Origin of the sequence: Microbacterium sp. S1037, assembly GCF_048381605.1 — a bacterium.
In the GTDB taxonomy this organism is placed as follows: domain Bacteria; phylum Actinomycetota; class Actinomycetes; order Actinomycetales; family Microbacteriaceae; genus Microbacterium; species Microbacterium testaceum_B.
This window is the reverse complement of record NZ_JBLWIG010000001.1, coordinates 1,553,710-1,566,305: the sequence shown is the minus strand read 5'-3', so window position 1 is coordinate 1,566,305 and position 12,596 is coordinate 1,553,710. Positions and strand designations below refer to the sequence as shown.

At 70.9% G+C, this 12,596-nt stretch carries 17 protein-coding genes and 1 tRNA gene; 9 read left to right on the top strand and 9 right to left on the bottom strand.

Features of this window, described 5'->3' with window-relative positions; genetic code table 11:
• Positions 1-2: 2 nt before the first annotated feature.
• Positions 3-410 carry a YccF domain-containing protein gene (locus ACMW4R_RS07050; protein WP_058597130.1) on the top strand — a complete coding sequence of 136 codons (408 nt, stop codon included), beginning with the start codon at positions 3-5 and terminating at the stop codon, positions 408-410.
• Here the strand turns inward: ACMW4R_RS07050 and ACMW4R_RS07045 are convergent, their stop codons facing one another.
• Positions 411-1,349, bottom strand: a complete 939-nt coding sequence (locus ACMW4R_RS07045; protein WP_058597129.1) for a hypothetical protein — start codon at positions 1,347-1,349, stop codon at positions 411-413.
• A 221-nt stretch (positions 1,350-1,570) separates the two neighbouring features.
• Between ACMW4R_RS07045 and ACMW4R_RS07040 the strand changes: the two genes are divergently transcribed.
• The 4 genes from ACMW4R_RS07040 to ACMW4R_RS07025 all read left to right on the top strand — a co-directional run bounded on the left by ACMW4R_RS07040 (position 1,571) and on the right by ACMW4R_RS07025 (position 3,661).
• Positions 1,571-2,476 carry a DMT family transporter gene (locus ACMW4R_RS07040; protein WP_418299515.1) on the top strand — a complete coding sequence of 302 codons (906 nt, stop codon included), beginning with the start codon at positions 1,571-1,573 and terminating at the stop codon, positions 2,474-2,476.
• Positions 2,457-3,173 carry a GntR family transcriptional regulator gene (locus tag ACMW4R_RS07035; RefSeq protein ID WP_418299514.1) on the top strand — a complete coding sequence of 239 codons (717 nt, stop codon included), beginning with the start codon at positions 2,457-2,459 and terminating at the stop codon, positions 3,171-3,173. Before ACMW4R_RS07040 ends, ACMW4R_RS07035 begins: the two co-directional genes overlap by 20 nt.
• A 36-nt stretch (positions 3,174-3,209) precedes the next feature.
• Positions 3,210-3,285, top strand: a tRNA-Met gene (locus ACMW4R_RS07030).
• 151 nt (positions 3,286-3,436) lie between these two features.
• On the top strand, positions 3,437-3,661 hold the full coding sequence (locus ACMW4R_RS07025; RefSeq protein WP_418299513.1) for an RNA-binding S4 domain-containing protein: 225 nt from the start codon (positions 3,437-3,439) through the stop codon (positions 3,659-3,661).
• Positions 3,662-3,753: 92 nt separating this feature from the next.
• Here the strand turns inward: ACMW4R_RS07025 and ACMW4R_RS07020 are convergent, their stop codons facing one another.
• The 4 genes from ACMW4R_RS07020 to ykgO are packed head-to-tail and all read right to left on the bottom strand — an operon-like array spanning position 3,754 to position 4,740.
• Complete coding sequence (locus ACMW4R_RS07020; protein ID WP_418299512.1) at positions 3,754-4,050, bottom strand: hypothetical protein; 297 nt, start codon at positions 4,048-4,050, stop codon at positions 3,754-3,756.
• Entirely contained in the window at positions 4,037-4,354 is a 318-nt protein-coding gene (locus ACMW4R_RS07015) for an ArsR/SmtB family transcription factor (protein WP_058597124.1), read from the bottom strand. The genes ACMW4R_RS07020 and ACMW4R_RS07015 overlap by 14 nt, the downstream gene beginning before the upstream one ends.
• Positions 4,355-4,402: 48 nt before the next feature.
• Entirely contained in the window at positions 4,403-4,597 is a 195-nt protein-coding gene (locus ACMW4R_RS07010) for a hypothetical protein (protein WP_418299511.1), read from the bottom strand.
• A 20-nt stretch (positions 4,598-4,617) separates the two neighbouring features.
• Positions 4,618-4,740, bottom strand: a complete 123-nt coding sequence (ykgO, locus tag ACMW4R_RS07005; protein WP_056226526.1) for a type B 50S ribosomal protein L36 — start codon at positions 4,738-4,740, stop codon at positions 4,618-4,620.
• A gap of 79 nt (positions 4,741-4,819) precedes the next feature.
• Between ykgO and ACMW4R_RS07000 the strand changes: the two genes are divergently transcribed.
• From ACMW4R_RS07000 to ACMW4R_RS06990, 3 genes are all read left to right on the top strand, one after another.
• Positions 4,820-5,815, top strand: coding sequence for a GTP-binding protein (locus ACMW4R_RS07000; RefSeq protein WP_418299510.1), 996 nt, complete (start codon positions 4,820-4,822; stop codon positions 5,813-5,815).
• A gap of 212 nt (positions 5,816-6,027) precedes the next feature.
• Positions 6,028-6,213 (top strand): hypothetical protein, encoded by a 186-nt coding sequence (locus ACMW4R_RS06995; RefSeq protein ID WP_418299509.1) that lies wholly within the window; start codon positions 6,028-6,030, stop codon positions 6,211-6,213.
• Positions 6,210-7,046 (top strand): DUF72 domain-containing protein, encoded by an 837-nt coding sequence (locus tag ACMW4R_RS06990; RefSeq protein ID WP_418299892.1) that lies wholly within the window; start codon positions 6,210-6,212, stop codon positions 7,044-7,046. Before ACMW4R_RS06995 ends, ACMW4R_RS06990 begins: the two co-directional genes overlap by 4 nt.
• Before the next feature lie 129 nt (positions 7,047-7,175).
• Here the strand turns inward: ACMW4R_RS06990 and ACMW4R_RS06985 are convergent, their stop codons facing one another.
• From ACMW4R_RS06985 to ACMW4R_RS06970, 4 genes are read right to left on the bottom strand one after another with little or no spacing between them, the layout of a single operon-like run.
• On the bottom strand, positions 7,176-8,258 hold the full coding sequence (locus ACMW4R_RS06985; protein ID WP_418299508.1) for an ABC transporter permease: 1,083 nt from the start codon (positions 8,256-8,258) through the stop codon (positions 7,176-7,178).
• Positions 8,255-9,211: an ABC transporter ATP-binding protein gene (locus ACMW4R_RS06980; protein ID WP_418299507.1), complete on the bottom strand. Its 957-nt coding sequence runs from the start codon at positions 9,209-9,211 to the stop codon at positions 8,255-8,257. The genes ACMW4R_RS06985 and ACMW4R_RS06980 overlap by 4 nt, the downstream gene beginning before the upstream one ends.
• A 47-nt stretch (positions 9,212-9,258) precedes the next feature.
• On the bottom strand, positions 9,259-10,188 hold the full coding sequence (locus ACMW4R_RS06975) for an NAD(P)/FAD-dependent oxidoreductase (RefSeq protein WP_418299506.1): 930 nt from the start codon (positions 10,186-10,188) through the stop codon (positions 9,259-9,261).
• Between the two features lie 52 nt (positions 10,189-10,240).
• Positions 10,241-11,230, bottom strand: coding sequence for a glycerophosphodiester phosphodiesterase family protein (locus ACMW4R_RS06970; protein ID WP_418299505.1), 990 nt, complete (start codon positions 11,228-11,230; stop codon positions 10,241-10,243).
• Between the two features lie 143 nt (positions 11,231-11,373).
• On the opposite strand from ACMW4R_RS06970, the gene ACMW4R_RS06965 reads away from it, so the two are divergent.
• Positions 11,374-12,258: a Bax inhibitor-1/YccA family membrane protein gene (locus ACMW4R_RS06965; protein ID WP_058598218.1), complete on the top strand. Its 885-nt coding sequence runs from the start codon at positions 11,374-11,376 to the stop codon at positions 12,256-12,258.
• Positions 12,259-12,596: the final 338 nt, after the last annotated feature.

Sequence of the window (12,596 nt, the reverse complement as noted above, 5' to 3'; positions counted from 1 at the left end):
GCATGCGCCTCATCCTCAACATCCTGTGGCTCGTCCTGTCGGGCTTCTGGCTCTTCGTCAGCTACATGCTGGCGGGGATCGTGCTGTGCATCCTCATCGTGACGATTCCGTGGGGCATCGCGTCGTTCCGCATCGGGCTGTACGCGCTCTGGCCCTTCGGGCGCGAGATCGTGGCCAAGCCGACCGCCGGAGTCGGTTCGTTCCTCGGCAACGTGGTGTGGGTGATCCTCGCCGGGTGGTGGCTCGCCCTCGAGCACATCCTCACCGGCATCGCGCTGTGCATCACGATCATCGGCATCCCGCTCGGCATCGCGAACTTCAAGCTCGTGCCGGTGTCGCTCATGCCGCTGGGCAAAGAGGTGCGCGACATCCGTCGGGGCGGTCCGTTCGACCGCACCCTGGCGAGCTGACTAGAGCGTCGAGCGTTCCCGAGAGCGCTGCGGAAGAGCGAGCAGGATGCCGATGATCGTCACGACCGCACCCGCGACGGCCGCGCCGATGACGAGCTCGGCGGGGATGTCACCGTCGCGCCCGCCCGTGAACCGGGCGAGATCCCAGGGCAGCACGCCGATCTGCTCGTTCCACGAGCGCAGGGCGTCGCCGGCCCCGACGACGGCGATCGTCGCCGCGGGCAGGGCGTACGCGATCCCCATCCCGGCCAGGGCGACACCGGTCGCACGCCGACGCCCCAGTTGCGGGCGCAGCGACCAGCCGGCGACGACGAACACCCAGGCCAGGAGCGCGAACGCCAGCGCGAGATAGAGCACGCGGACCACCGGCATCGCCCACAGCGCGGGCCAGATCCCCTCGGGACCCGAGACCGAGATCACGGCCAGCGCGACGACGCACCGCAGGACGAGAGCTCCCCCGACGGCGGCGATGATCGGCCACGGCGAGCGCTTGCCGAGCAGCAACCGCACCACGATCGCGAAGAAGAGCCACCCGACCACGGCGAGCGCGGCACCCCAGAGCCCGTCGCGCGGCGTCTGAACGACACGCGTGGCGACCAGGACACCCGCGGGGACGACGATCATGAGCCAGCGGTCGAGGGGCAGCAGGCCGAGGCTCGATTCCGCCGCTCGCCACGGCCGCGTCGAGGCGATCCAGCTCGCGCGGGCGGCGGCGGCACCGGGGCGGCGCACGAGACGCGTGCGGGCAGCAACCGCGCCGACGACGATCCAGCCGACCCCGAACAGCAGCAGAATGCGGGCGAGCCACTCGGTGGTGGCGTCGACGACCATGGGCGTGCGCGCGAACGGATCCACCAGGAGGGCCGAGGCGGCTCCGAGAACCAGGAGCCCCCCGGCGACGATCAGGGCCAGGATGCCTCGCCCCGCCGTCGTCGCCATGCACCTACGTTACACAGCGGTTCCTGAGCGTCCGTCCCACCGGGGAGGGGCCCGAGCGCCGCCGCCCGCGCCCCGCCTCTGCGTACCATCGCGCGGAGTTGGCGGCCGACACGCCGCCTCACGGCATCCCGAACCGGCGTGTCCGCAACGAACTCCGCACGACGGCACGGCAGCCCGCCCGCGCGGCGACACGCGCGGCCAGATTGTGTAACAATCCATCCATGCTTCCCGCTCTCGCGATCCTCGCCGCGGCACTGTGCTTCTCCACCACCGGGACGGCGCAAGCGCTCGCCGGCGTCGATGCCTCGCCCCTTGCGGTCGGCGCGGCGCGGATCGTCGTCGGCGGCGGCATCCTGGGTCTGCTCGCGCTCGCGCGGCGCCCGCGCACGCCGACGCCCACCGGATCGCGCGTCTCCACGGCCGCGCTCATCGCCGTGGGAGCGATCGGGGTCCTCGCCTACCAACCGCTCTTCTTCCTCGGGACACGCGAGAACGGCGTCGCGATCGGCACAGTGGTCGCCCTCGGATCGGCCCCCATCGCGACGGGGATCGTGGATGCCATCCGCTCACGCCGCCTCCCCTCACCCCGGTGGATGCTCGCCACCGCCATCGCGCTCACCGGCGTCGTGCTCGTATCGGGGGTGACCGGCGGGGCGGTGGTGCTCGCGCCGGGCGGGCTGCTCGCCTCGGCCGGCGCGGGAATGTCGTACGCCCTCTATACGGTGTGCGGAAAGGCGCTGATCGAGAGGGGGTGGGACTCCACGCGCGTGATGGGAACGGTGTTCGGCGTCGCGGCTGTCGCGAGCCTGCCCGTTCTCCTGATCGCCGGAGCGTCGTGGCTCACGACCCCGAACGGTCTCGCGCTCGCGCTCTGGCTGGGAGTGATCACGACGACGGTCGCGTACCTCCTGTTCGGCTGGGGCCTCGCGCGTCTGACGGCCGTCACGGTCTCGACGCTGACCCTCGCCGAGCCCCTCGCGGCGACCCTCCTCGGCCTCTTCGTGCTGCACGAGCAGCTCACGCCCGTCAGCGCGATCGGCCTCGCGCTCATCGCGATCGGCCTCGCCGTCGTGTCGGTTCCGTCTCGTCGACGTCAGGAGGTTCCGGATGCCACGGCCCCCGCGTGACTCCCCCGCCTCCGCCGCGACAGCAGCCCACGTACCCGGCCCTCGCGCCGCCGACCTCGTCGCGGACGCGGTGCGTGCCGGCATCCTCTCCGGCGAACTGGCGCCCGGCACACCCCTCCGGGAGGAGGAGCTGAGCGCGACGCACGGCGTCTCGCGGCACACCGCCCGCACGGCCCTCACCCGGCTCGCCGCGGAACGCCTCGTCACCGCGGAGCCCTACCGCGGCGTCCGCGTGTCACTGCTCGACGACGACGCGCTCGTCGCGCTGCAGCAGTTGCGCTGTGCTCTCGAGACCGAAGCGGTGCGGATCGCGCGGGGTCGCGGCATCCGTCCGGCCGAGATCGACGCCGCCCTCGATGCCCTCGCCGCCGCCGAGGCATCCGGAGACTGGCCCGCGACGCTCGACGCGCACGCGCGCGTGCATCTCGCGCTCGTCGATGCGGCCGGCAGCCCGCGGATCGCGGAGGAGTATCGGCGCCTCGATTCCGAGATGCACCTGCTGCTGACGCACGTGCGCCCGGCGTACGCACCCGGGGCTTTGACCGAGGAACACCGCGAGTACGTCGAGGAGGCGTGGGCGGATCCGCAGCGGGCCGTGCGCGCGCATCTGGAGCACTCGACGCGGGCGATCCTGGAGAGTCGGCGTGCACCTTCGCCACACGGCGACACATCCGGTCACGATCCGCAACGCCCGTAGGAGGCCCGCGGGGCCCGGGTTAGCGTGGGGGCACATCGCGGCGATCCGGGCGGTCCCGGGCCTCGGCTCATAACCGAAGGCGTGGCGGGTTCGACTCCCGCCGTCGCGTCCACGTCTCGGTTCCCCCCGAGCTCTTCACTTCGACCTCCCGGCCGCGGCTCTGCCTCTCGAGTGTCCAACACACCCGGACGCGTCGAAAAATCGTCCGGGTGTTTTGGACACTCACCGAGGGGACCGCGCGCAGACCCTGCCATGCTGAAACCATGACCCGCCCCGTACCCCAGGACGTCCCCGTCGGCAGCGAGAGCATCCGCCTCAGCGCGTTCCTGAAGTTCGCCGGCATCCTGGACTCCGGCGGAGACGCCAAAGAGGCGATCATCGACGGCTACGTGACGGTCAACGACGAGGTCGAACGGCGCCGCGGGCGGCAGTTGCAGCTCGGCGACGTGGTGGGCTTCGAAGGACGCGCCTTCCGCGTGCAGGCCTGACCCCGGCAACGCCGAAGGCCCGCCTCCCCCATCGGGGAAACGGGCCCTCGACTCGGCATCCCGCGCTTGTCGCCGCGGGATACCCTCACACCTCAGTGCTCGTCGTAGTGGTCGGCGTGCGCCGCGTGACGGTGACCGTCGTGCACGTAGTCGACGTGGTCGTCGTGCTGCACGCTCTCGTGTCCGCAGTCGTCGCCGTGCGCGTGCTCGGCCACGGTGTGCTCAGCCTGGGCCTCGTGCTCGTCGTAGTGATCGCCGTGCAGCGCGTGGTGGTGGGTGCCGTGCACGTAGTCGACGTGGTCGCCGTGCTCGACGGCCTCGTGTCCACAGTTGTCGCCGTGCGCGTGCTCGTCGACGGTGTGCTCAGCGTGGGTCTCAGTGGTGCTCATGTTCGTTCCCCTGGTCGGTCGTTTCCTGGACGTGGGCGATCGCATCGAGCACGACATGCGCGACGTGCTGATCGGCGAGGGCGTATCGGATCTCTTTGCCCTCACGCTCGGATTCGACCAGTCCCGCTTGCCGCAGCGTGCGCAGGTGTTGCGACACCAACGGTTGCGACAGGCCGGCCTGATCGGCGAGCGCGCCGACCGTGAGCGGTTCGCGGCTCAGCAACCACACGAGCGCGAGCCGCGAGTCGTTGCCGAGGACCTTGAACAGCTCCGCGGCGTCAGCGAGCCCCGCGATCTTGTCCACACCGCAAGAAGACCACACACATAAACGCTTTGCAATATGTTTAGGCAATCAAGAACGGTTCTCGTTCGCGTTATCGCCGGGGTCGTCGCCGCACGGGGCCTCGAGCTTCATCCAGCCGAACGTCGCGGCATCCTGGATCTCCTCCGCCTGACGTCGCCGCAGCACCGCGCGACCCCGCCACGCCATGAGGCCCGCGAGCGCGAGGCCGATCGCGACACCGGCGGTCAGACCCCACCACTCCACGTCGCGAGTCTACGAACGACTCACCCCTGCCGCCCCTTGAAGCGCGGATTGAGCTTGTTGATCACGAAGACTTTGCCGCGCCGACGCACGACCTGCGCGCCGGGCTGCTTCTTCAGGGACTTGATCGAGGCACGAACCTTCATGGCGTTCTCCTTGTTGATAACCATTCTCATTAACAAGGTAGGGTGTCGAGAGCTCCCTGACAAACGAGAGGTGGATGCCATGCGCCGAACGATCGCCATCATGGGCGTCTGCGCCCCCGAACGCCGGTCCTACGCCGAACGAACCGCCATCGCCTTGGCGCGGCCGCTCCATCTGCTGCGCTTCGCCGACCTCCGCGCCGCGCACGCGCTGCCCCTCCCTCGGCCGCGGACCGACGACGAGCGCGTGGTCGTCGACATGGCCGCCGACATCGACCTCATCCACTCGATCACCGCACGTGGGGGTGCTGAGGTCGAAGCCGTCTGCGTCGTGGACGCCCGACACATGATCGGCGACCTCCTCGACGACACCGCGCTCGTGACATCCGCCGCCCCCGGCGACACGCGTGGAGACGTCGGTGCTCGCGCGCGCCAGGCCGCTCTCGCTCTCGAGCTCGCGACCCGCATCGTCTGGATCAACTGGGAGCAGGTGCCGACACCCGCCCTCGCCGTGCAGATGGCTCTGGCGTCGCACCTGAACCCGGGCGCGGTGGTCCGGCTGACGCGCGACCCGCTCAACGACCTCGCGTCCGAGGCGTCGCACGAGGGCGAGATCCTCGAGCGCGCCGGGTGGGTCCACGCCCTGAACGACGAGCACGACCCGTACATGCGCGACAACCGCGTCATGACGCTGCGCTACGAGCACGTTCGCCCGTTCCACCCCGCGCGCCTCTCCGCCGCCCTCGACCGGCTCGACGACGGGGCCGCGGGACGCCTCGTCCGCTCGGCGGGATTCTGCCGTCTCGCCAGCCGTCCCGGCATCCTGGCCCGGTGGGAGCACGTGGGCTCGGCGATGTGGATCGAACCGATCGGAGCCGACGACGGCCGCATGGGCCTCGGTCAGGAGATCGCGTTCACGGGACTCGATCTCTCCGCTCCGCGGCTCGCGCACATCCTCGACGACGCCGCGTTGACCGACGCCGAGCTCGCCGCCGGCCCCGCGGCGTGGACCTCGTTCGACGACCCGCTCCCCGCCTGGCCCGCGGTCGAGTCGTCGATCCCGGATGCCACGGACTGACGCGCGCTCCGCCGGCATGGGCGGCGGTTCCCCGACGGCGCGCGCTGACCGACGGCGCGGCACCGTGACGGCGGGAGGAGGAGGGACGGGCGGAGGACGATCCGGGCGAATCGGTCCTCCCTTCGCCCCCTGTCCTCCCCCGGCCCCTCGCACCTCTCGCCCTCGAGCGCAAGCCTGTCGACCACGACAGGTCGAGGGCGCACCGTGGACGAATGAGCACTCCTGACATCCCCTCCCGCCACGCCGACGACGCCCACGCCGACTCGGCCGCCCCCACCGACGCCGTGACCGACGAGGTACGCGAAGACGCCGCCGAGGCCGAAGAGCACGTCGATCTCGCCGACGACACGGGCGACGCCGCGGACCCCGGCTTCCCCGCCGCCGAGGGCCACGCCTGAGCGCGACCGCCTTCGTCGGGATCTCGGGCTGGCGCTATCCGCGCTGGCGCGGAGACTTCTATCCGCGCGGGCTCGCACAGCGGCGCGAGCTCGCGTACGTGGGCGAGCACCTCCGCAGCCTCGAGCTCAACGGCTCCTTCTACTCGCTGCAGCGTCCCGCCAGCTACCGGCGCTGGCGCGAAGAGGTGCCCGCGGACTTCGTCTTCGCGGTCAAAGGTTCGCGGTATGTCACGCACATGCTGCGCCTGGTCGGCGTGCACACAGCGCTCGCCAACTTCTTCGCGTCCGGTGTGCTCGCGCTCGGCCCGACCCTCGGCCCGTTCCTCTGGCAGTTGCCCGATCGGGTGGATTTCGATCCCGACGTGCTCGACGGCTTCCTTTCGCAGCTCCCGCGGACGACCGGTGCCGCCCTCGAACTCGCCCGGCAGCACGATCAGCGATTGGACGGCCGCGACTGGCTCGAGGTCGAGGCCGATGTGCCCCTCCGCCACGCGCTCGAACCGCGCTCGGCCTCTTTCTCCGACCCGCGTGCGGCCGAGATCCTTCGCGCACACGATGTCGCCCTCGTCCTCGCCGACACCGCGGGCCGCTGGCCCGTGTTCGACGCCCTCACCGCGGACCACGTCTACGTGCGACTCCACGGCTCCACAGAGCTCTACGCGAGCGGGTACGCCGGGCCGGAGCTCGATGCGTGGGCAGACCGCATCCGCGGCTGGCTCGACGGCACCGCTTCCGCCGACGGGCTGTCGCGCGATGTCTATGCCTACTTCGACAACGATGCGCGCGGCCGCGCCCCTCACGATGCCGTGGCACTGGCCGCGCGTCTGCGCTGAGGGCGACGCACACCGACTCCACCCCTCCAGCCTCGAGCGCTGACGCCACCCTCCCCCGGCCCCCAAGTCCCGAGACCCTCGATCCCGAGTCGTCAGCACGGGCACTCCGCCCCGACGTCGGCCGCGACCTCAGGCGATACGCGTCCCCGGCGGCAGGCGCTTCGCCGGTGTACGGGTCCGACCGATTCCCCAGGTCAGCAACCCGGCCGCGATCAGCAGTTGCACGATCAGCCCCACGAACCAGCTGGGAACCGTGCCCTCGAGCTGGTCCTCCGGCGTCTCGTTCGACCACGAATCCTCGGGTGCCACACACCCGTCGAACCGCGTCTCGGTTTCGGGCGCCTTCTGAGCGAGGCGGACGCTATAGGCGATCTGCGAGAACAGGTCACGCGGATAGCCGTCGACGTAGGTCGGGGGCGTGGCATCCGCCAGGATCACGAACGGATTCGCGGCGAGTACCCACCACACGCGATCGAAGCGCGGCACCTCCGAGGTGTACCGGTTCTCGATGCAGGGCAGCTCGTCGTATGTGGGGCACTGGCTGGACCCGTCGAGGGCGCCGGGGGCGCATCCCTCGGGCAATGCATTCCAGTCGAAGTCACGCGTGATCGACACCTGCTCGCTCCGCACCGCGAGTCCGCCGAGACCGAAGGCGATCAGCGTTCCGATCGACAGCGCGGCGATGACGAGATACGTGCTCGCGACCGAGAAGATGGGCCGCGCGACCACGGCACTGAAGCCGACACCGACCGCGGCCACCACCCCGACCTCGAGGACCAGGATGCCGAGGGAGGCGAGGATCACTCCCGGGTTCAGGCCGCCTGCCGCGGTGGCGACCGCGAGGAACGGCAAGGCCACGACGAGGAAGGCGAGCCCCGATATCCACGCGGCGAGGAACTTCCCGATGACGATCTCGGCCGTCGTGACGAGCGTCACCTGAACGGGCGCGAGGGTCGCGGCATCCCGATCCCCGTTCAGGGCGCTGCCGCTGAGAGTCGGAGACACGAGCAGCACGAGCAGGAGCACGAGCATGATGACGAGGGAGAAGAACCACTCATTGCCCCCGCTGGCGAGCGCGAACGACGCGAACGACAGCGCGAGGACGGCCATCAGGATGACGAAGAACACCCCGAGCAGCACGTACCACCCGACCGAGCGCACGCGCTGACGCAGCTCGATGCCGATGACGGTTCCGAGGCGGTGGAGGTTCATGCGGGGCTCCCCTCGCCGCCGGGGCCGACTCTGAGGTCGAGGAACGCGTGCTCGAGATCTCCCACCGCCGGAGCGAACTCGACCACCGGAACGCCGGCACCGACCAGCGCGCGAAGCCCGGCGACGGCCCCCGCCTCGTCGGCGAACGGCACGAGCAGGTCTCGGCGATCGACCCCGATCTCGTCGGGGGCACGCCCGAGCGCCGCCGCGACCTCGGCGCGACCCGCCTGCGACCCGCGCGACGGATCGGTGAGCAGCCGGACCCGCCATGACCGCGTGCGCGTCGCCGCCGCGGCGACCCGATCGGTCCCGACCGTGCGGCCGTCCATCATGAAGACCGCGCCGTCGACGACCTCCTCGAGCTCGGACAAGACGTGGCTCGAGATGAGGATCGTGCGCCCCTCGCCCGCCAGGCGCCGCAGCAGCACGCGCAGCGCGATGCGCGCCTGCGGGTCGAGGCCCGACGCCGGCTCGTCGAGCAGCAGCACCTTCGGGTCGTGCACGAGCGCCCGCGCGAGCGCGAGACGCTGCTTCTGTCCGCGCGAGAGCACCCGCGCCGCGGACGTCGCGAGCGGGGCGAGGTCGACGAGCTCGAGCAGCTCGTCGGCGCGCGCGCGGGCCGCCGTTCGCGGAATGTCGTAGAGCTGCGCCGTCGCAACGAGGACCTCGCGCGCCGTCAGGCTCGGCCACGCGCCCAGAGAGTCCGGCATCCAGCCCAGAAGACGGCGCGCACCCGTGGGGTCGGCGATCGGATCGACGCCGCCGATCCGCATCTCACCGGCGTCGGGCTGGAGCAACGAGGCGAACATCAGCATGAGCGTCGTCTTGCCCGAGCCGTTGGGACCGACGAGCCCCGTCACCCGGCCCGGCAACGCCGCGAACGTCACGTCCTGCACCGCCTGAACGGTCCCGAACGAGCGCCGCACCCCCGTTGCGTCGATCCCCACATCCATGGCCCCACCCTAGAGGGGCCTTCCGACATCGCCTCGGGAAGACGGATTCAGGATGCCGCGAGCGCGCGACCGAGAGCATCACCCGACGACCACGCGGTGCGCACCGCAGCGCTCTCGCCCCATGCGTCCCCGCACGCGGACAGGCCGGGCGAGTGGAAGAAGGGCTGACCGGTCGTCGCGGCGGGGCGCGCGAATGTCCACCGGTGCGCGAAGGCCGAGACGGGGCCAGCGCCGATCCCCAGGAGGCGGCGGGTGGCAGCGAGGACGGGCTCGATCGCCGCGTCCGGATCGTCGAGGTGCCGCCGGGCGCGGTCCGCGGTCGTGTGCACGACCAGGACGGGAGCCCCATCGCCGCGCCGATCCCCGTCGTCGGCGATGAACGACACGTCCGGATCGCCGTCGACGAAGGCGCCGTGCAGGTCGGCCGGCCACTGTCGCTCGTCCCACCGCAGCACAACGGCGATGACGGGCTCCCACGCGGCCCCCGAGCCGAGACGGGCATCGGTGAGGCGCGCCGCCTGTGGCCCCGGCATCGCGAGCACGACCTCGCCCGAGGGCTCCCCGTCGATGCGGTAGGGCTCCACACGCTCGACCGTCCGCTCAGACACCACGTCGAGCCCCTGGGCGAGGTCGAGAGCGAGCGAGCGGAGTCCGAGCGGAGCAGCCCATCGCATCGGCCCCGGCTTCGGCGTCTGGTTCCCGTCCGCGTCGACGACGACGAACGTGTCGGTCCAGGGGCGCGCGAGGTCACGCTCCTCCCAGTCCGCGACGACGTGCCCGAATCGGTCCGCCTCGCCGACGACGAAGTACGACGCTCCGAGGTCGACCGGACGCCCCTCGAACGTGCGGCTCGACAGACGCCCGCCGACGCGGCGCCCGCGATCGAGCACGCGCGCCGTCTTCCCGGCATCCTGAACCACCCGCGCGCACGCGAGGCCCGAGATGCCACCGCCGACCACCGTCACGTCAACCGTCATGCGGCCATCCTCACGCGGCCGACCTCCCGATCGGCAGGGGTTGCGCTCCCCGTCAGCCGCCGAAGACCTCAACGCCCAGGTCGGGATGATCGACGAACACCCCGTCGAGCCGCGCGTCGCGGAGATGAGCCCACTCCGACCGGAAATCACCGAACGCAGCCTGACCGCCGTGCCGGCGATACCCCGGCAGGAGGAACATATTCTCCGGGCGGCATGTCCAGGTGAAGACTCGCAGACCACGGTCCTGAGCCTCGGCGACGAACCGCGCGGGGCCGCGAGCGCGTCCGAGCCGCCCGGGGTCCAGAATGAGCCGTTTGTCAGGACTGATGCCGTCGACCTCGCGAGCGAGAGCGTCCAGGCCTGCGGGCGTCAGCATCGACGCGTACGTCACGGCAGCGGCTCCATCGCGCTCGCGCAGGTCCCACGGTGCTCCGCCCGCCTCGATGAGTTGGACGAGGGGCGCCTGGATGCCGAGCTCCCGCAGCCGCGCCAGAACGAGGGGCTCGAACGACTCGATGACCAGCGTCGGGTCGTCCAGCCAGTCCGCCTCGCGCAACTCGTCGCGAACGAGCGCCGCCATGTCGAAACCCTGCGCGGCGAACGCCGCCGCGTGCTTGATCTCGAGGACGACCCCCACGCCGCCCTTCCGGGCGAGGTCGAGGACGTCCCGCAGACACAGCACGGACTCGGTGTCGTCGAAAGCCGCGCTGCCCGGTCGCAGGGCGGGGATCCGCTCGCGGCACCGGAGCGTGCGCAGCTCGTTCCAGGTGAAGTCCTCCACGAACCACCCGGTCAGCCGCTCCCCGTCCACGACCTTCGACGTGCGACGTTCGGCGAACTCCGGCCGCGTCGCGACGTCGGTGGTCGCGCTGATCTCATTCTCGTGGCGAACGACCAGCACGCCGTCCTTCGAGGGGACGACGTCGGGTTCGACGGCATCCACTCCCGCGGCGATCGCCACCGCGTACGAGCTCGGCGAGTGCTCGGGGCGGTATCCGGGAGCGCCTCGGTGGCCGATGATGAGCGGGCGTTCGAGCGGCACCCGCCCACGGTAGCGAGGGCGGGTGAACGGCTCCTTTGCTCATAGCGGAATCCCAGTCAACACAAGGAATCTCGCACCCTGCTCGGCTAGTGTTGTGTGACAGCACGGTGCTGTGATGACCATCATTTGGAGTGTGAGTCCCCGTGGCCCTCAACAACCCGGCATTCAATACCCCGGCGTTCCAGGACCCTCGTGCCGGCGCCCAGACCCGTTACAGCCCTCCCGCGGCTCCCGCCGCGAGCGCGGCGGCCGCTGCTGAGGCGGCCAACCTCGAGGGCATGTACACCGCCCCCGCGGCGGGTGCCGTCGAAACCGATCGCATGACGATCGAAGACACCGTCTTCAAGACGCTCGCGCTGTTCGGCGTGCTCGTCGTCGGCGCCGTCGTCGGCTGGATCTGGTCGATGGCCGGCGTCAGCGTCGCGAACCCCAGCCCCAGCGCCGCCCCGATGATCGTCGGTGGCCTCGTCGGCTTCGTGCTCGCGATGGTCGCGATCTTCAAGAAGAAGCCCTCCGTCCCCGTGTTCCTCGCCTACGCGGCGTTCGAGGGCCTGTTCGTCGGTGGCATCTCGGCGTTCTTCGAGTTCATCTACCCGGGCATCGTCATCCAGGCGACGCTCGCGACGCTCTCCGTCGTCGGCGTGACCCTCGCGCTCTTCGCGAGCGGAAAGGTGCGCGCCTCGGCCCGCGCCACGAAGATCTTCCTGATCGCCATGGTCGGCTACATGGTGTTCGGCCTCCTCAACATCGTCCTGATGCTGTTCAACGCCCCGATCGCCGGTGGCGCGTTCGGCATGTACAGCACCATCAAGATCCTCGGCATCCCGCTCGGCGTGATCATCGGTGTCGTCGTGGTCATCATGGCCGCGTACTCGCTCGTGCTCGACTTCGACCAGATCCAGCGCGGCGTGCGTAACGGCGCGGCTCGCGTCTACGGCTGGGTCGGCGCCTTCGGCATCATGGTCACCGTCGTGTGGCTGTACGTCGAGATCCTGCGCCTCATCGCCATCCTGCGCGGCAACAACTAAGCACCCTCGCACGAAGGGCCGTCCCGTGCCGGGGCGGCCCTTCGTCGTTCCCGGCGCGCGCTCCCGCGCCTCGACACGCCGCTCGCACCCCCACCCCGCCCCCGGTTGAGTGTCCAAAACACCCGGAGGTTTCCGAGAATCGTCCGGGTGTTTTGGACACTCAACGCCTGCGGCCGGGCGCGCACACCCCGCACGCTCGCGCATCCCGCACCTGCGCCGCACCGCCTGCGGCCGGGCGCGCACACCCCGCACGCTCGCGCATCCCGCACCTGCGCCGCACCGCCTGCGGCCGGGCGCGCACACCCCGCACGCTCGCGCATCCCGCACCTGCGCCGCAC